The sequence below is a fragment of the Mesorhizobium tamadayense genome (assembly GCF_003863365.1).
In the GTDB taxonomy this organism is placed as follows: Bacteria; Pseudomonadota; Alphaproteobacteria; order Rhizobiales; family Rhizobiaceae; genus Mesorhizobium; species Mesorhizobium tamadayense.
Genome location: NZ_RQXT01000002.1, coordinates 310,441 through 328,235, shown reverse-complemented (window position 1 = coordinate 328,235; position 17,795 = coordinate 310,441). Strand labels below are relative to the sequence as shown.

The 17,795-nt window shown below is 64.1% G+C and carries 18 protein-coding genes; 15 read left to right on the top strand and 3 right to left on the bottom strand.

What is annotated here, in order from left to right; translation table 11 throughout:
* Nucleotides 1-305 (bottom strand): hypothetical protein (locus tag EH240_RS03210; RefSeq protein WP_124995963.1); only part of this gene is annotated, 305 nt, incomplete at its 3' end.
* Nucleotides 306-538: 233 nt separating this feature from the next.
* Nucleotides 539-1,570 carry a hydroxyacid dehydrogenase gene (locus EH240_RS03205; RefSeq protein ID WP_124995962.1) on the bottom strand — a complete coding sequence of 344 codons (1,032 nt, stop codon included), beginning with the start codon at nucleotides 1,568-1,570 and terminating at the stop codon, nucleotides 539-541.
* Between the two features lie 145 nt (nucleotides 1,571-1,715).
* Between EH240_RS03205 and EH240_RS03200 the strand changes: the two genes are divergently transcribed.
* From EH240_RS03200 to EH240_RS03180, 5 genes are all read left to right on the top strand, one after another.
* Nucleotides 1,716-2,789, top strand: a complete 1,074-nt coding sequence (locus tag EH240_RS03200) for a LacI family DNA-binding transcriptional regulator (RefSeq protein WP_124995961.1) — start codon at nucleotides 1,716-1,718, stop codon at nucleotides 2,787-2,789.
* A gap of 130 nt (nucleotides 2,790-2,919) precedes the next feature.
* A complete protein-coding gene (locus EH240_RS03195) occupies nucleotides 2,920-3,855 on the top strand; it encodes a sugar ABC transporter substrate-binding protein (protein ID WP_245435811.1) in 936 nt (311 codons plus the stop codon).
* A 144-nt stretch (nucleotides 3,856-3,999) separates the two neighbouring features.
* Nucleotides 4,000-4,992: an ABC transporter permease gene (locus EH240_RS03190; RefSeq protein ID WP_124995959.1), complete on the top strand. Its 993-nt coding sequence runs from the start codon at nucleotides 4,000-4,002 to the stop codon at nucleotides 4,990-4,992.
* Nucleotides 4,989-5,765 (top strand): ATP-binding cassette domain-containing protein, encoded by a 777-nt coding sequence (locus EH240_RS03185; RefSeq protein ID WP_124995958.1) that lies wholly within the window; start codon nucleotides 4,989-4,991, stop codon nucleotides 5,763-5,765. Before EH240_RS03190 ends, EH240_RS03185 begins: the two co-directional genes overlap by 4 nt.
* A 4-nt stretch (nucleotides 5,766-5,769) precedes the next feature.
* Complete coding sequence (locus EH240_RS03180; RefSeq protein WP_124995957.1) at nucleotides 5,770-6,624, top strand: sugar phosphate isomerase/epimerase family protein; 855 nt, start codon at nucleotides 5,770-5,772, stop codon at nucleotides 6,622-6,624.
* Nucleotides 6,625-6,629: 5 nt separating this feature from the next.
* Here the strand turns inward: EH240_RS03180 and EH240_RS03175 are convergent, their stop codons facing one another.
* Nucleotides 6,630-8,291, bottom strand: a complete 1,662-nt coding sequence (locus tag EH240_RS03175) for a sulfatase-like hydrolase/transferase (protein ID WP_124995956.1) — start codon at nucleotides 8,289-8,291, stop codon at nucleotides 6,630-6,632.
* A gap of 246 nt (nucleotides 8,292-8,537) precedes the next feature.
* On the opposite strand from EH240_RS03175, the gene EH240_RS03170 reads away from it, so the two are divergent.
* From EH240_RS03170 to pcaG, 10 genes are all read left to right on the top strand, one after another.
* Nucleotides 8,538-9,527 (top strand): sugar phosphate isomerase/epimerase family protein, encoded by a 990-nt coding sequence (locus EH240_RS03170; protein ID WP_124995955.1) that lies wholly within the window; start codon nucleotides 8,538-8,540, stop codon nucleotides 9,525-9,527.
* A gap of 55 nt (nucleotides 9,528-9,582) precedes the next feature.
* Nucleotides 9,583-10,635, top strand: a complete 1,053-nt coding sequence (locus EH240_RS03165; RefSeq protein WP_124995954.1) for a sugar ABC transporter substrate-binding protein — start codon at nucleotides 9,583-9,585, stop codon at nucleotides 10,633-10,635.
* A 51-nt stretch (nucleotides 10,636-10,686) separates the two neighbouring features.
* On the top strand, nucleotides 10,687-12,219 hold the full coding sequence (locus EH240_RS03160) for a sugar ABC transporter ATP-binding protein (protein WP_124995953.1): 1,533 nt from the start codon (nucleotides 10,687-10,689) through the stop codon (nucleotides 12,217-12,219).
* Nucleotides 12,220-12,232: 13 nt separating this feature from the next.
* On the top strand, nucleotides 12,233-13,210 hold the full coding sequence (locus EH240_RS03155) for an ABC transporter permease (protein ID WP_124995952.1): 978 nt from the start codon (nucleotides 12,233-12,235) through the stop codon (nucleotides 13,208-13,210).
* Nucleotides 13,207-14,073 carry a MurR/RpiR family transcriptional regulator gene (locus EH240_RS03150; RefSeq protein WP_124995951.1) on the top strand — a complete coding sequence of 289 codons (867 nt, stop codon included), beginning with the start codon at nucleotides 13,207-13,209 and terminating at the stop codon, nucleotides 14,071-14,073. The genes EH240_RS03155 and EH240_RS03150 overlap by 4 nt, the downstream gene beginning before the upstream one ends.
* A gap of 16 nt (nucleotides 14,074-14,089) precedes the next feature.
* Complete coding sequence (locus EH240_RS03145; protein ID WP_124995950.1) at nucleotides 14,090-15,004, top strand: ribokinase; 915 nt, start codon at nucleotides 14,090-14,092, stop codon at nucleotides 15,002-15,004.
* Nucleotides 15,005-15,224: 220 nt separating this feature from the next.
* Nucleotides 15,225-16,037, top strand: coding sequence for a 3-oxoadipate enol-lactonase (gene pcaD, locus EH240_RS03140; RefSeq protein ID WP_124995949.1), 813 nt, complete (start codon nucleotides 15,225-15,227; stop codon nucleotides 16,035-16,037).
* Nucleotides 16,030-16,431 (top strand): 4-carboxymuconolactone decarboxylase, encoded by a 402-nt coding sequence (gene pcaC, locus EH240_RS03135; protein ID WP_124995948.1) that lies wholly within the window; start codon nucleotides 16,030-16,032, stop codon nucleotides 16,429-16,431. The genes pcaD and pcaC overlap by 8 nt, the downstream gene beginning before the upstream one ends.
* Nucleotides 16,424-17,176 (top strand): protocatechuate 3,4-dioxygenase subunit beta, encoded by a 753-nt coding sequence (gene pcaH, locus EH240_RS03130; RefSeq protein WP_124995947.1) that lies wholly within the window; start codon nucleotides 16,424-16,426, stop codon nucleotides 17,174-17,176. The genes pcaC and pcaH overlap by 8 nt, the downstream gene beginning before the upstream one ends.
* Nucleotides 17,176-17,790 carry a protocatechuate 3,4-dioxygenase subunit alpha gene (pcaG, locus tag EH240_RS03125; protein WP_124995946.1) on the top strand — a complete coding sequence of 205 codons (615 nt, stop codon included), beginning with the start codon at nucleotides 17,176-17,178 and terminating at the stop codon, nucleotides 17,788-17,790. Before pcaH ends, pcaG begins: the two co-directional genes overlap by 1 nt.
* Nucleotides 17,791-17,795 lie beyond the last annotated feature (5 nt).

The window sequence follows — 17,795 nt, the reverse complement described above, 5'->3', positions numbered from 1 at the left end:
TACTTGCTGCCGCCGTTTTCCTTGACGCTGCTGCAGAACTCCGGATGGCTGTTGGCTGCGTTGGCATTCTTGGCCTCGTCCGCGCAAGCAGTCATCATCGCGGTCTGGTCTTCCGGCGACAATGCCTTCCAGGCCTTTGTGAAGGCGTCCTTACCGACCATCGTCTTCATGCTGGAGTCTGTGTAGAAGGGTTGCATCTTGGCCGGATCGTCTAGTGCTGACGTGCCGGTCTGCCCTGCCGCGAACGCAGAACCGGCGGTCATCAAAATCGCCATGGCGCCGAAGCAGATCGATTTGATGTTCATGACATACCTCCTGTTGCTCTGGCCTCCTGTTGCTCTGGATCGTTCAAAGCAATGATCATGATTGCAACGGCAGGGCAGGATGAAAGTTCCGGAATAGCCGCGCCAAATAGGCGATAATTCTAACAAGATCGGGGAACTTGAAATTCTTTTGGGCGGCCGTCGTTCAATCCGCCGGTGCTTTGTCGATTAGGGCGTGGCTGGCGCCAAGGTGCCAGCCAGGCAAAGCCAGCCCTTCAGTTCCGATCGACCGGCTTGGAACGCATCCGCGAAACGGTCTCGCGTTCGGCGCGTTTGGAGCGCATCGGCGGCAGGCCGCGGTCGATCAGGTCCATGTCCTCCAGCACCATGTCGCCCATGCGCTTGAAGGCGACGTCGAGCGCGCCAGCGCGGTGGGCCGAGCGCAGGAAGCCGGGGAGGGAACGGACGGGGTGATCCTTAGCCAGTGGTTCTTCCGGAAACACGTCGCTGGCGGCAACGATATGGCCAGTTCTCACCGCTTCCATCAGCGCCGGGAAATCGACAACGCCGGCGCGGCTGAGCAGGACGAAGGCGGCGCCCTTGCGCATTTTCGCGAAGGCGTCGGCGCCGAGGAAGCCCTGGTTCTCGCTGGTCACCGAAGCGACGACGAAGAGGAAATCGCTTTCCGACAGCACCTTGTCGAGCGAGGCCGGCTCGACGCCATGCTCCACCAGCACGGACGGCGGCAGCCACGGATCGAAGACCCTGGTGCGGGTGCGGAAGCCCGTGAGCAAACGGTTCAGCGCGCGGCCGAGATCGCCGAAGCCGATGATGCCGACATCGGCGCCGGAGAGCAGGCGCGCGGTCTGGTTGCCGTCGCCGCCCCAAAGCTCTTCGCCTTGCCGGAAGGCGAGGTCGGCATCGACGACATCGCGCGCCAGGTTGAGCGCCATGGCGATCCCAAGCTCGGCGACCGGCTCGGCGAAGACCAGGCCGGTGGTGACGACATGAATGCCGCGGGCAAACAGCGTCTCATAGGGCATGTTGTTGATGAGATTGGTCTCGACGTTGAAGACGCAGCGCAGCGACGTCAATTTCTCCAGTGTCTCCGGCGCGATCGGCGGCTGGCCGACGATGTAGCGCGCTTCGGCGAGCACATCTGTCGGCAACTCCGAGACACCTTCGGGCGTTGTCTCGACGATGCGATATTTCCTGCGAAACACGTTCAGTTGCCGCGGCGTGAAGATCAGGCCGAGCGTGCGCGGTTCGGGCGCGCTGATCACCAGCGGCAGGGCCTTGTCGGACATCGTTTATCCTCCCAGCGCGATTGGATCACGTCAATCACACAAACGTTCTTTACCCAGGATTAAACGATTTACAACTGCAAAAAATCGATTTATCGAATAAAACTAGAAACGCAGCAAGCGGCTGCCCGCCCTCAGGAGGAGGTCAATGGCGCAACATGAAGCCCAGCAGCGGCGGCCGTCGATCCACGACGTGGCAAGTCATGCCGGCGTGTCCGCGGCGACCGTCTCCAAGGTGCTGTCCGGCGTCACGACGGTGAAGCCAGAGAATGCGCAGCGCGTCTTCGATGCCGTCGAACTGCTCGGCTACCGCGTCGATCCGCTCGCCTCCGACATGCGGCGGGCCAAGCGCCGCATCATCGGCGCCATTATGCCGGAATTCGAAAGCGAGTTCTTCGGCCAGATGGTGAGCGAGCTCGAGGGTCTTGCCGAGCAGCGCGGCTACACGCTGGTCGCCGCCTCCAGCCGTGAATCGGAAGCGCGCGAGAAGGAGATCCTTGCCCGCATGCATGACTGGCGCGTCGCCGGCGTGGTGCTGGCACCGGTGCGCAACGAGCATGGACCGGCAGCCGGTTTCATGAAAGCGAACGGCATGACCGGCGTATTGATCGATCGCGTGCTTGCCGACGATGCCTTCGATACCGTTTCAGCCGACAGCGCCGCGGCAAGCGCTGAAGTGGCGCGCGCGCTTGTCGGCCAAGGCCATCGCCACATCCTCGTCGTCGGCCTCGGCCAGCAGGCGGCGACGGTGCGCGCCCGCCTCGAAGGGTTTCGCAACACGGCGCTCGAGCTCGCGCCGGACATCCGCATCGACGTAGTGCTCTCCGAAAGCAACGTCGAGCCCTTGCGGACGCTGCTTCGCGACTATTTCAGCAAGCGGGAAGCTGACGGCGATCGGCCGACGGCGGTCTATTCGCTCTTCCTCAAGGGCACGCTGGTGGCGCTTTCGGAATTCCGGCGGCGTGGCTGGCATTGCCCGAACGACATCTCGCTGGTCGGCTTCGACGACGCCGAATGGATGCAGGTGACATGGCCGGCGATCGCCGCCGTGGTGCAGCCGGTGCGCGAGATCGCCGGCAATGCGATGGAGGTTCTGTTCCGCAGGATCGAAGGCGAGCGCGGCCCGCCGAGGGCGCGGCTCGAACCTTGCAAGGTGTTGATGCGGGAATCCGTTGGCTCGCCAGGCAACGGCCCGCATTCCGGGGGAGGAGACCGACAATAGCCCCCATTGTCGACAACGGAAGAAAAGCGCCGGCCCTGGCCGAGGCATCCGGTGCGCAAGATCAACGGAGGAAGGAATGACATCGTTTTATAAAAGGATAAATCGATTTACGCTGGCATTGGGCGTAGCCTTGGCATTTTCGGCCATAGGTGCGGCCAAGGCTGAGGACGGCGAATACGGTGTGCTGATGAAGACGCTGGCCAACCCGTTCTGGGGTGCGATGGCCCAGGGCGTCGCCGACGGCGCCAAGGAGGCCGGCGTGAAGTATTTCCAGCAGGCGGCCGAGAGCGACCAGGCGGCCGAGCCGCAGCTCAACCTCTGCAACACCATGCTGGAACGCAAGCCGGTGGCGATGATAACCGCCGCCATCAACTCCACCAACCTCTTGCCCTGCCTGAAGTCGGCGCAGGATGCCGGCATCAAGATCGTCGACCTCGACAACAATCTCGACCAGGCGGTGCTCGACAAGGAAGGCGTCAAGGTCACCTTCCACATCGGTTCCGACAATATCGCGGCCGGCGCGCAGGGTGCCGAATACCTCGTCTCCAAGCTCGGCAAGGACGCCAAGGGTCCGGTGCTGGTGATCGAGGGCCTGTCGGGCAACATCACCGGCGAGAAGCGCGCCAAGGGCTTCGCCGACAAGCTGAAGGAACTGGCGCCGGGGCTCCAAATCGTTGCCTCGCTGCCGGGCGACTGGGACCGCGGCAAGGCGGCTTCGATCGCCACCGACACGCTGACCGCGCATCCCGATCTCGTCGCCATCTTCTGCGCCAATGACGGCATGGCGCTTGGCGCCGTGGAATCGGTCTACGCGGCCGGAAAGGGTGAGCAGGTGACGATGATCGGCGTCGACGGCAATGTCGATGCGGTGAAGTCGATCAAGGAAGGCCGGCTCAACGCCTCCGTCGCGCAACTGCCCTATCTGGTCGGCAAGCAGGCGGTCGAGAACGTCAAGAAGGCGCTGGCCGGCGAGAAGGTTGAGGAAAGCATAGCCGTGCCGACCCTGGTGCTGACCAAGGACGTGCTCGACGCCGGCAAGGAGCCGATGCTGCAATATGTGAAGTAGCTTCACGGTAGGGAGTAGGGGAGTAGGTCAGCAGGGCAGTAGGGGAAGCGACGGTTTGCGCTTCTCCGATTGGTTCGAGACGCCGTATTTCCCTACTCCCCTACTGACCTACTCCCTTATTCCCTTACCCGAAGGGTGAAAAACATGGCTTCTGAAACGGCGCAGCCCGGCTTCTGGGCTCGGGTGCAGCGCGCATCCGTCGAACGGCTCCACATCAGGCTGGAGTCGCTGGTCGTGCTTGTGGCGCTGAGCACGGCGATGGCGCTGCTGTCGCCCTTCTTCCTGTCGCTCAGCAATTTCCTCAACATCCTGCTCGCGACGTCGACGATCGGCGTGCTGGCGATCGCCGCCACCTTCGTCATCGGCTCCGGCGGGCTCGATCTGTCACTCGGCTCGGTTATGGGCCTTGCCGGCGTGGCGGGCGCCTTCGTCGCCGTCAATCTCGGCTGGCCATCGGTGTTCGCGGTGATCGCCTGTATTCTGGCAGGTAGCATCGCCGGCTACATCAACGGACAGCTTGTCACCCGCGCCTTCGTTCCCGCCTTCATCGTCACGCTCGGCATGCTGGGCCTCGCGCGCGGGCTGGCGCTGGTCATCTCGCAGGGCAGGGCGATTTACGGCCTGCCTGCCGAGATCGTCTATATCGGCCAAGGCCGGCCGCTCGGCATTCCGATGCCGGTGATCATCTTCGTGCTCACCGCGATCGTCGCGCATTGCGCGCTCGCCTATACGCGCTTCGGCCGCCACACGCTGGCGCTTGGCGACAGCGAGGGCGCCGCGCGCGCCGCCGGCATCCGCGTCGAGCATCACCGCCGCATCATCTACACGCTCTCCGGCGCGCTTGCGGGCCTTGCCGGTCTCTTGTTCACCGCCCGCGTCAACGCCGGCGATCCGACCGCTGGCATCAATTACGAGCTCACCGCCATCACCGCGGCGATCATCGGCGGCACCAACCTGTTCGGCGGCCGCGCCTCGATCCTCGGCACCATGATCGGCGCGCTGATCATGGGCGTGCTGCAGAACGGGCTGACGCTGCTTGCCGTGCAGTCCTATTACCAGCAGATGGCGATCGGCGCGGTGCTGATACTCGCCGTCTTCATCGATCAGTACCAGGTGCGGAAGGAGTCGCGCGTATGACCCTGCTTTCGCTCCACAACATCCGCAAAAGTTTTGGCGCGGTCGACGTGCTGCACGGTGTCGACCTGTCGGTCGCGGCCGGCGAGGTGGTCGGGCTGGTCGGCGACAATGGCGCCGGCAAGTCGACGCTGATGAAGACCATCACCGGCATCTACCGCGCCGACACCGGCTCGATCGAGTTCGACGGCAAGGACATCCTCGCCCTCGACCCCGGCCAGCGCCGCCGGCTCGGCATCGAGATGATCTACCAGGACCTGTCTTTAGCCAAGCAGCAGGATGTGGCCTCGAACATCTTCCTCGGGCGCGAGCCGACCAAGAAGGTGTTCGGCCTGTTTCCGGGCTTCGTCGACAAGGCCGAGATGGACCGCCGTGCGACGCGGATGATCGAGCGGTTAGGGGCGCATCTGCCATCGATCAACCGCTCGGTCGGTTCCTTCTCCGGCGGCCAGCAGCAGACCGTGGCGATCGCGCGGGCGCTTACCTTCAACCCGAAGCTCGTCATCATGGACGAGCCGACGGCGGCGCTTGCCGTGCGCGAGGTGCAGAGCGTGCTCGACCTGATCCGGCGGCTGAAATCGGAAGGCATCGCCGTCATACTGATCTCGCACCGGCTGAACGATGTGCTGTCGGTCACCGACCGCATCGTCGTGCTGCGCCACGGACGGGCGGATGCCGATCTCGTCACCGCCAAGACCAACATGAACGAAGTCGTCAGCCGCATCGTCGGCGGCGGCGATATCAGTGCCGCGGCGGCGCATGAACAACGAGGCTGAGCTTATGAACACGTTTGGACTGCACACTTTCGCCATCGCACCGGTCTGGGACCTCGCTCGCATCGAGCCGCAGATGGACAGGCTGAAGGAATTCGGCGTCGGCCTGATGGAAATCCCGCTGCTGCGCCCTGAGGAGATCGACACCAAGCGCACGCGCGGTTTCGCCAACCACTATGGCGTCCAGCTTATCCCGTCGCTCGGCTTGCCGCGCGCGCTCGACGTGGTCGAGCGGCCGGAGGAGGCGCTCGACTTCCTGCAGCCGGCTTTCAAGGTGTGCAACGAAGTGGGCGCCGAGGCGCTGGGCGGCGTCACCTACGGCACGATCGGCAAGACCACCGGCCGGGCGCCGACGCAAAGGGAGATCGACGGTATGTGCCGGTTCCTCGAACGGGCGGCGAAGGCGGCGAAGTCGCGCAGCCTGAAGCTCGGCATCGAGCCCTGCAACCGCTACGAGACGCACCTCATCAACCGCGGCATCGACGCGGCGCGGATCATCGAGCGCGTCGGCGCCGACAACATCTTCATCCACCTCGACACCTACCACATGCATATCGAGGAAGAGAGCTTTGCTTCAGGCTTCGAGGCGGCGGCACCCTTCCTCGGCTATGTGCATGTGTCGGAAGCCAATCGCGGCGTCCCGGGACGCGGCATGCTCAACTGGGCGGCCTGCATGAAGGCAATCGCCGACATCGGCTATGAAGGGCCGATCACGCTCGAAAGCATGAACCATGTCGATGTCGACATCGCCGGCGGGCTGGCAGTGTGGCGCCCGGTGGCGGAAGACCCGCGCGACGTCATCGAGGTCGGACTGCCGTTCCTGCGCGAGGAAGCGCGCAAGGCGGGGTTGACGCTCGGATAGCGAAGTTACTTGCGGTCCCGGCGCGCCAGCCAGCGGCGGCGCGCCTCCTGCTGCTTGGCAAGCTCGGCTTCGTCCCAGTAGCCGATGAGCACGCCGGAACCGATAATGGGATCGAAATGCCCGATCTTGTCGTCGATCTCCGTCAGCCATTCGTCGGGAACGGTGATGCGGTTGTTGGGCAGCGCCAGCCAGCGCATCAGCATTTTGCGCAGCCGCTCGATGTCGCTGGCCGCCGACGGCTCGCGGCCGAGGTCGCGCAACTCGCCGGGGTCGTTGCGGAGGTCGAAGAACATCGGCTCCAAGCTTTCGCCGTGAACCAGTTTGAAGCGGCCGTCGGTGATCATGTAGAGCTTGCAGTCCGACACCGGCATGGCGAGCTTGAGGCGCGCGGCGTCGCCGCTGTAGTCATATTCGCTGACAGCAAAGTTGCGCAGGCTTGTCCGTTCGCCGGAAGTGAGCGGCAGCAGCGAGCGGCCTTCGAGGAGGTGCGGCTTGGCCTTGCCGCCGAAATAGTCGAGGAAGGTCGGCGCGAGATCGATCATCTCGACCAGTGCGTCCGATGTCGTTCCGCGCGTGCCATCGGCTTCGGGGCGCGGATCGTAGACGATCATCGGCACCTTCACGGCCACGTCGTGGAACAGGTATTTTTCGCCGAGCCAATGGTCGCCGAGATAGTCGCCATGGTCGGAGGTGAAGACCACCAACGTGTTCTCGAACAGGCCGCGCTTCTCCATGAAGTCGAACAGGTGGCCGAGCTGGTCGTCGATCTGCTTGATCAGGCCCATGTAGCAGGGGATGACCGTCTCGCGGACCTCGTCGCGCGAGAAGTTCTTCGAGTAGCGCTCCTGCTGGAAGGCCTCGAAGATCGGGTTTGGCAAGAGGCGCTCCGCCTCGCTGCGGACCGGCGGCTGGATGTCCGCCTTGCCGTACACGGCGTGATAAGGCGCGGGAACGATATAGGGCCAGTGCGGCTTGATGTAGGAAAGATGCGCGCACCAGGCTTCGCCCTTGGCTTCGGCTTCCTCGATGAAGCGCATGGCGCGGCGCGTCATGTAGGGCGTTTCGGAATGCTCCTCCGGGATGCGCGCCGGCTTGTCGGCGTGGACGAGCAGCCAGCCGTTGAAGTTCTCGCCGTTCTCGCCCTCGCCGGAATTCGCCCAATGCTCCCATGGGTTGGCGGCGCCGAAGCCATGCTCGCGCAGATAGGTATCGTAGGCTGGATCGGGGTCGTAGCTGGTCGAGGGATGCAGGCCGTCGTGGCGCTCGAACGGCTCGAAGCCGCATTCGGCGATCCGCACGCCGATGATGGAATCCCTGGCGATGCCGAGGCGCTCCATGCCTTCCTCGTCGGCGGTCATATGCGTCTTGCCGATCAGCGCACAACGCACGCCGACCTCGCGCAAATGGTCGCCCAGCGTCGGCTCGCCGACCCTCAGCGGCACGCCGTTATGCGTCGAGCCGTGCGAGCGGACATAGCGGCCGGTATAGGCGCTCATGCGCGAGGGGCCGCACACCGTCGATTGCACGTAGGCGTTGGTGAAACGCACGCCGCGGCTGGCGAGCCGGTCGATATTCGGCGTTTTCAGGCGCCTGTGTCCGGCGCAGCTCAGATAGTCGAACCGCAGCTGGTCGCACATGATGAAAAGGACGTTGCGTCTTGAAGTCATTGCTATCCGTCGAAGTGGCTCTCGGACCAGCGGTAATGCCAGAACGGCGAGCGCTTTTCCAACTGTTGTTGACGATCGGCCCGACGACCGAGATTTCAGCAATGAGAGGCTGAGGGTCGGCAGGGTTTCCCGGACAGGGGCTGCGTAACGGCTGATCGTCGGTAAGAACGGATTGCATCGTCTTTCAAAAAAATAACTTTACAAAATTTTATAACTATGTGAAGTAATGGCGTACGAGGACGCCAGATGACATCCCATCGTTTCGCCACCCGCCTGAATTCCTTTGCGTCCCGGCCTCACGCCGAGTGGCCCGACCTAGCCGGAAAGCCGTCGCTGATGCAGATGGCCGCCCGCGCGGCCAAGGTTGCCGGCCTCACTGACGTCGATCTGAATTTCCCCGACCATGTCGGCGAAAAGCCGGCTGAAATCGCCCGAAAACTTGGCGATCTTGGCCTTTCCATCAATGGCCTCGCCATGCGCTATTACTCCAACCCGGCCTTCAAGCTCGGCGCTTTCACCAATCCCGATCCAGCGGTGCGGCGTGAAGCCATCGATCTGACCAAGGCCGGCATCGATGCGGCGCGAGAGGCCGGCGCCAATCTCATGACCTTATGGCTGGGACAAGACGGCTTCGACTACGCCTTCCAAGCCGATTACGAGACGCTATGGCAACACGAAATCGATGGAATTCGTGAAGTTTCGATGCATGACCCCGACTGCGCCATCAGCCTGGAGTACAAGCCGAACGAGCCGCGCTCCTATTCGCTGATGCCCGATGCGGCAACGACCTTGCTGGCGATCCGCGAGGTCGGCCAGCCCAATCTCGGCGTAACCCTGGACTTTGCCCATGCGCTCTATGCCGACGAGCAGCCGGCCTTCGCCGCGGCGCTTGTCGCGCGTCATGCAAGGCTGCTCGGCGTGCATCTCAACGATGGGTACGCCAAGCGCGACGACGGCCTGATGGTCGGGGCCGTGCATACGCTGCAGACGATCGAACTGCTGCGCCAGATCCGCAGGAACGGCTACGCCGGCGCGATCTATTTCGACACGTTCCCCGACGTGACAGGGCTCGATCCGGTGCGCGAATGCGAGGTCAACATCGCCACCGTCAGGCGCATGCTGCGCGTCGTCGAGCGACTTGAGCACGACAATCGCCTGGCGACCGCCCTCGACGGCCAGGACGCCGTGGCCTCGCAGGCCATCGTCCAGGAAATCATGCTCGGCCCGGACGGTTGACCGCTTTGTCCGCGCTTTCGACCAAATTGCCGTCTTCAACCAGGGAGGAATGACCATGAAATTTCTGCTCGCAGCTACCACCGCGGGGCTGATGGCCCTATCCATCGGCACGGCCTTGGCCACCGACCTCGCGCCACTCAATTCCGATACCGAGAAAGACCGTATCGAATGGTCGCAGCTCGACGCGAAGTTCGGCGCATTCCCCAAGCTGCCTGAAGGCACCAAGGCGGGCGCCGTTTCCAAGACTTTGACCAATGAATACTGGCGCTCGTTGGGCGAAGGGTACAAAACCTTCGGCGGCAAGATCGGCGTGCCCGTCGTCTATCAGGCGGCTCAGAGCGAAGGCGATCAACTGGGACAACTCACCATTGCCGAGGGTCTGGTCACACAGGGGTACAATGTGCTCCTCGTTTCGCCGCAGACGGACTCCAACCTGCAGCCGATCATGGAGCAGGCCAAGGCTGCCAACGTGCCGGTCATCAACGTCAACGACGCGGTTATTCCGCAGGCTGAGCACTATGTGGGCAATGTCCAGCGCGACAATGGCGTGCGGGTCGCCAAATGGTTCATCAAGAACCGGCCGGAGGGCGGCAAGGTTGCCGTCGTCGAGGGCCAGGCCGGCGTCTATGCTGCAGTCCAGCGCACGGAAGGCTTCAAGGCCACGATCGGCGAATCCGGCAAATTCCAGGTCGTCGCGAGCGTTCCCGGCAACTGGGACCGGCAGACGTCCTACGACGCGGCCACCAACATCCTGCAGCAACACCCCGACCTGATCGGCTTCTATGCCAACAATGACGGCATGGCGCTGGGCATCGTCGAAGCGGTCAAGGCGGCCGGCCTGCAGGGCAAGGTCGCCGTCTTCGGCACCGATGGCATTTCCGATGCCTATGCCTCGATCCGCGCCGGCGAACTCACCGGCACAGTCGACAGCTTCCCGGTGCTGACCGGCGAGGTGGCGCTGGAAGCGGCGCTGCGCCTGGTCGCCGGCCAGAAGTTGCCGCGTGTCGTCGCCACGCCGCAGGCGCTGATCACCAAGGACAACGCCGACCGCTATTCCGGTCCCGACGCGCGCAAGGCGCTGCTGGAGGACGCGGCGGCGGGTCAATAGGCCTGCGTTGCGCCGGGCATAACCCCGGCGCGACCTCCGAGGACTTTCAAGATGTTTGAAATCCCGCGCTTGAAATTCGAGGGCGTCTCCAAGGTGTTTCCCGGCGTGCGGGCGCTGAGCGATGTGTCCTTCGCCATCGGCGCCGGCGAGGCGCATGGGCTGCTCGGCGAGAACGGCGCCGGCAAGTCGACATTGCTGCGCATCCTGTCGGGCGTTTACCGGCCGACAGCTGGCCATATCGCCATCGACGGCAAGCCGGTCGCCTTCGCCAATCCTGTCGCGGCGCGGCAGGCTGGCATTGCCATGATCCACCAGGAATTGCAGCAAGTAGCGCGCCTGAGCGTCGCCCAGAACATGTTCCTCGGCCAGCCTCTTACCCGCTCCGGTATTTTTGTGGCGAGCCGCGAACAGGAGCGCCGCGCCGCCGAGGCGCTTGCCGCAATCGATCCGAACATCGATCCGGCGGTGCCGATCGGAACCTTGAAGGTCGCGCAGCGACAGATCGTCGAGATTGCCCGCGCGCTGCTCAACCGCGCAAAGGTCGTCGCCATGGACGAGCCGACATCGAGCCTGACGCCGGCCGAGTTCGAGCGGCTTGCCGAGGTCATTGCAGGGCTCGCCCGCGACGGCGTCGCCGTCGTCTATGTCTCGCATAAGCTCGACGAGGTGTTCGGCATCTGCCGGCGCGCCACGATCATGCGCGATGGCGTCGTGGTCGATTCTGTCGATCTCGCGGACCTGCCCGAAAAGGCGGTTGTGGCGATGATGGTAGGGCGCGAGCTTGCCCAAGAGAAGCACCGTTCGCACAAGTCGGGCGATGTCAGGCTCACCGCGCGCAGCCTTTCGTCGGCAACCAAGGTGCGAGACGTATCTTTCGACCTCCACCGCGGCGAGCTGCTGGGTATCGCCGGCCTTGTCGGGTCCGGACGCACCGAACTGCTTCGGCTGCTGGCTGGGGCCGACCGCCTATCGTCGGGCGCGATCGAAATCGACGGAAGGTCCGTTCGCCTTTCCAGCCCGCGCGATGCCATCGCTGCCGGCATCGGCCTGGTGCCGGAGGAGCGCAAGCGTGAGGGCATCGTGCCGCTGCGATCGATCATCTCCAACATGGCGCTCTCTTCGATGAAGGTCTTTGCGCCGCGTGTCCTCATCGATAATCGTCGATTGAGGCGGGTCGCCGCCGAGAAGATGCAGCGGGTCAATCTGAGGCCCTTCCTGCTCGACCGGCCGATCCGGCTGTTCAGCGGCGGCAACCAGCAGAAGGCGATCATCGGCCGCTGGCTGGCTGCCGGCACGCGCATCCTTCTTTTCGACGAGCCGACGCGAGGAATCGATGTCGGCGCCAAGGCCGAGATCTATCACTTGATCGAGGAACTTGCTGCCGAGGGTCATTCGGTGATCGTCGTTTCCTCCGAGCTGCCCGAAGTGATCCGGCTGGCCGATCGCGTGCTTGTCATGCGTGAGGGCACGGTCGCGGCCGAACTCGAAGGCACCGATCTCAACGAGCATGCGATCGCCGCGCACGCCATACCGCAATCGAAGAGGCAGCCCGGTCAGGCCGACGCCGGTCGGGCAAGCGCATAGAGCAGGGCGCCAAATGTCGGACATTTCGCAAGCAATCACAGGCCGGCCAGGGGCGGCTTTCGTCAGCCGCTTTTCCATGCGCGACGCCGGCACGCTCATCGGCCTGGTCGTCATCTTGGGGTTCTTCGGCGCGTTGGTGCCTGGTTTCTTCGCCGAGCGCAACCTGATCAACATCCTGCAGCAATCGAGCATCAACGCCTGCCTGGCGCTGGGCATGACGCTGGTCATCATCTCAGGCGGCATCGATCTGTCGGTCGGGCCGACCGCGGCGCTGTCGGCGGTGATCTCGGCCTCGATGCTGATGGCGGGCGCGCCAATTCCGCTGGCGATAGCTGCTGGCCTGGCCATCGGCCTTGCCGGCGGCCTGGTAAACGGCATTCTCGTCGCCCATGTCGGGCTGCAGCCCTTCATCGTCACGCTCGGAACGCTCAGCACCTATCGGGCGCTGGCGCTCATCTACACCGGCGGCAATCCCGTGCTTGGTCTCCCAGCCGATTTCCGCGCCGTCTTCAACGGATCCCTGCTCGGGCTTCCGCTTTCTGTCGTCATCGTCGCCATGGTGGCGCTGGTTGCCTGGATCATCCTCAAGAAGACACCTTTCGGCGAATATCTGCTTGCCGTCGGCGGAAACGAGGAAGCGGCCTATATCGCAGGTGTGCCAATCGCCCGCACCAAGATTGCCGCCTACATGATTTCCGGCCTGCTTGCCGCCCTCGCAGCGCAGATCCTGATCGGCCGGCTGGGTGCTGCCGAACCCATCCTTGGCAATCTCTGGGAGCTCGACGCGATCGCTGCAGCCGCCATCGGTGGCGCCTCGCTGATGGGCGGCAAGGGCAGCGTCATCGGCACCATTTTGGGCGCCGTCGTGCTGGGCAGCATGCGGAACGGCCTGACGCTGATGAACGTGCAGTCCTTCTATCAGCTGCTTGCAACTGGCCTTATAATCCTCGCCGCGATGCTCATCGATCGCGTGACGAGGGGACGTGGATGACTTTGACCGACTTGAAAGCCGTAGGGCCGCGCATCCGCATGATGATGCCGCATCTCACGCCGCTGGAGGCAAAGGTGGTGGAGACCGTGTTCGGTCGCCGCGGCTTCGATGAGACGATCCCTTTGAAGCAGATCGCCGAAGAGGCCGGCGTGTCGGAGGCGATGGTGGTCAAGATTGCCAAGAAGCTGGGCTTCTCCGGCTACCGCGACTTTCGCACCGCGGTTTATGAATACAGCCGACTGCCAACCGCCGAGATGCATCAGGAACTGTCGGCCGACGACAGTTCGGCCGAGATCGTTCAAAAAGTCTTCCGCACGTCGATCCAAGCGCTGGAGGAAACGCTGGCGATCCTCGACATGGACGATTTCGACCGTGCCGCCGATCTGCTCTATCGCGCCAGGAATCGCGATTTCTATGGTGTCGGCGGCTCGGCGCAGATCGCACGAGACGTCTCGCACAAATTCCTGCGCATCGGCATTCGCGCATCGGTCTACGACGACTCGCACATGATGCTGATGTCGGCCTCGCTGCTCGGCGCCGACGACATCGCCGTAGGCTTTTCGCATTCGGGCAATACCAGCGCCGTCATCGACGCCATCCAGCTTGCCAGGAAGAACGGCGCCCGCACGCTTGCCATCACGAACTACGACAACTCGCCGCTGGCGGCGGTGTCGGATATCGTGCTCTGCTCGACCGCCCAGGGTTCGCCTCTAATGGGCGAGAACGCGGCCGCCCGCATTGCCCAGCTCAATATCCTCGACGCGTTGTTCGTCGCGGTCGCCCAGCGCGACTACCAGGCGGCTGAGCGCAATCTTGGCCGCACCATGTCGGCGGTGACATCGAAACGGCGGGACAAAAGCTGATGAAAGATCGGCGCGAATGAGCGTTGTTTCAGTGGGACTGGTCGCCGTTTTCGGCAGCCTGCATTACGACATCATGGTCAACGCACCGGATCGCCCGCGCAAAGGGGAGACGGTGACCGGCTATGCCTGGCAGCCGAAATGCGGCGGCAAGGGCGGCAATCAGGCGGTCTCCGCCGCGCGGGCAGGTGCACAATCGGCGATGATCGGCGCCGTCGGCGACGACGATTTCGGGCGCGCGCTGCTCGCCAATCTTGACCGCAGCAGTGTCGATCATCGCTTCGTGCGGGTAGAGCCTGGGGCAGGGTCCGGCATGAGTGTGGCGATCTTCGATACCGGCGGAGACTATGGCGCGGTGATCGTCTCCGGCAGCAATCTGACGCTCGATGAAAAGGACGTCGCGAAGGCGGCCGATCTGTTGGCACGGGCTTCGGTACTGTTGTTGCAGAATGAGGTGCCTGAAATCTCCAACACCGCCGCCGCGCGCGCTGCCAAGGCGGCCGGCGCCCGCGTCGTGCTGAACGCAGCGCCGGCGCGGACGCTGCCTGCCGAACTCACCGCGCTGGTCGACTTCGTCATCGTCAACGCCATCGAGGCGGAGTTCCTGGCCGGCATTCCGGTCATCGATACGCTCGACGGCGCGATCGAGGCGGCGCGCCAATTAGCCGGAATCTATCCGGCGGCGGTCGTGACCGCCGGCGGCGAGGGCGTCGCCTATCACGATCGCAACGGCCACGCTTTCGCGCTCGCCGCAATTCCGGTGAAGGTTGTCAGCACCCATGGTGCCGGCGACGAATTCGTCGGCGCCTTCGCCGCCGCGCTCTCCCGCGGCGAGCCCGTGGAGGCCGCTGTCGCTGCCGCCAATGCCGCCGCCGCCCGGCTGGTCTCCATGCCGGAAGGGGAGCGCCAGGCGCGAGCGCTTGGCCGTGAATGATCCAGGACGTGGTCCTTCAGCTACTTCTGACAGGTAGCATCGGAGGATCCCAATCGTTATCCAGAGCAGGTCGGTCAACTCGGCGATCCGAGTTCTCTCGTGCCGCGGATAGGCTGGAAGAGGATGGAGCCCGGCGAGGGGCAACGTCCGGCCGTTCAGGCTAGCCATCGGTTTACCGAACCAAACAACTGGTGCAAGGTAGCGATGGAGGATCGAAATCGTGCCATTCGTCAGCATCGGCGGCGTGACGCTGCACCACCGCTATATCGAAGCGGCCGGCACTTCGCGCCCGATCATCTTCATCAATTCGCTCGGCACGGACTTCCGTATCTGGGACGACGTCATCGCGCGCCTTGCCGGTGAAATGCCGATGCTCGTCTATGACAAGCGAGGCCACGGACTTTCCGATATCGGCGGCGGCGTGCGCTCGATCGACGACCATGTCGACGATCTGAGCGCGCTGATCGATCATTTTGGCTTCGACAAGGTCGTGCTCTTTGGCCTGTCGGTCGGCGGCATGGTGGCGCAGCGGCTCTATGCCCGCCGGCCCGAGCTCGTCGAGGCGCTGATCCTCAGCGACACCGCCCACAGAATAGGCACGGCCGAGAGCTGGAACGGCCGCATCGCGACGATCGAACGCTACGGCATCGAGGCGATCGCCGACGGTGTGATGAAGGTTTGGTTCACGCCGGATTTCCATGCCAACCGGGCGGCCGAGCTTGCCGGCTGCCGTAACATGCTGACCAGGCAGGCGCTGCCCGGCTATATCGGCACATGCATGGCTGTCCGCGACGCCGATTTCACCGACAGCGCGCGCAATATCGCGGTGCCGACGCTCTGCATCGTCGGCGACCAGGACGGCTCGACGCCGCCCGATCTCGTGCGCTCGCTTGCCGACCTGATCCCCGGCGCGCGCTTCGAGGTGATCCGCGGCGCCGGGCACATTCCCTGCATCGAGCGGCCCGACGCGCTCACAACCCTGATCCGCGACTTCGTCGCCTCGTTGCCCGAAGGAAAGCATGCCCATGGGTGACGTCTCCAAGAACGAAAAACGCTACCGGACGGGGCTTGACGTCCGCCGGTCCGTGCTCGGCGATCCGCATGTCGACCGCGCCGGGGATGCGGTGACCGATTTCGACCGGCCGTTCCAGCAACTGATCACCGAAGCCGCCTGGGGAACGGTGTGGGCGCGCCCCGGCCTGTCGAAGCGCGAGCGCTCGATCGTGACGCTGGCGCTGCTTGCGGCCCTCGGCCATGACGAGGAGGTGGCCATGCATGTGCGCGCCACCGCCAACACGGGCGCGTCGCGCGACGATATCTGCGAAGCCTTCCTGCATGTCGCGATCTATGCCGGCGTGCCGGCTGCCAACCGCGCCTTCAAGATCGCCAAGGAGGTGTTCGCGCAGATGGACGACGCCCATGCCTGAGCCCGGCTCCAACAGGACGCCGGAAACGGGCGCCTTCTTCCAGCGCGATCGTCAGTGGCACCCGCCGGCATTCACGCCGGCGTACAAGAGCTCGGTGCTGCGCTCGCCGCAAAAGGCGCTGATCGCCTTCGACAACACGCTATCGGAACTTACCGGTCCGGTGTTCGGCCATGCCATGCTGGGAGAACTCGACAACGACCTGATCCACAATTTCGCCAGGGCCGGCGAGAGCGCCATCGGCGAGCGCATCATCGTCCATGGGCGCGTGCTCGACGAGCGGGGCAGGGGCGTGCCCGGCGTGCTGCTCGAATTCTGGCAGGCCAATGCCGGCGGCCGTTACCGCCACAAGAAGGACGGTTATCTTGCGCCGCTCGACCCGAATTTCGGCGGCTGCGGCCGCGCCATCACCGCCGAGGACGGCGGCTATGCCTTTCGCACCGTCAGGCCCGGGCCGTATCCATGGCCGAATGGCCCGAACGACTGGCGTCCGGCCCATATCCATTTTTCGGTGTTCGGCCACGGCTTCGCGCAGCGGCTGATCACGCAGATGTATTTCGAAGGCGATCCGCTGATCCGGCGCTGCCCGATTGTCGGCGGCATTGCCGACAAGGCTGCCATCGAAGCGCTGATCGCTGCGCTCGACATGCAGTCGACCATCCCGATGGACGCGCTCGCCTACAAGTTCGACATCGTGCTGCGCGGGCGGCGCTCGACGCTGTTCGAGAACAGGCTGGAGGGCAATTGATGACTCAATCGCTCGACCGGCTGAAGGAAAGCCCTTCGCAGACCGCGGGGCCTTACGTGCATATCGGGCTGACGCCCAATTTCTGCGGCATCGGCGGCGTCTATGCGAGCGACCTCGGCTCGACGATGGTCAACGAGCAGTCCAAGGGTGAGCGCATCGATTTGCGTATCCGCGTGCTCGACGGCACCGGCAAGCCGCTCAAGGACGCGCTGGTCGAGATCTGGCAAGCGGATGCCAACGGGCTCTACAATTCGCCGGCCGAATTGCGCGGCGCCGCCGACCCGAATTTCCTGGGCTGGGGCCGGCAGCCGACCGACACGGAAACCGGCATCTGCCTGTTCCGGACGATCAAGCCAGGCCGCGTGCCGTTCAGCGACGGTCGGCTGATGGCGCCGCACATCACGCTGTGGATCGTGGCGCGCGGCATCAATATCGGCCTGCACACGCGGCTCTATTTCTCCGACGAGGAGGAGGCCAATGCCGAGGATCCGATCCTTGCCCGTATCGAGCACCGCGTGCGCGTGCCCACCCTGATCGCCGAGCGCCAGGGCGACACCTACGTCTTCGACGTCCATCTGCAAGGCGAGAAGGAGACGGTCTTCTTCGACAGCTGACCGAG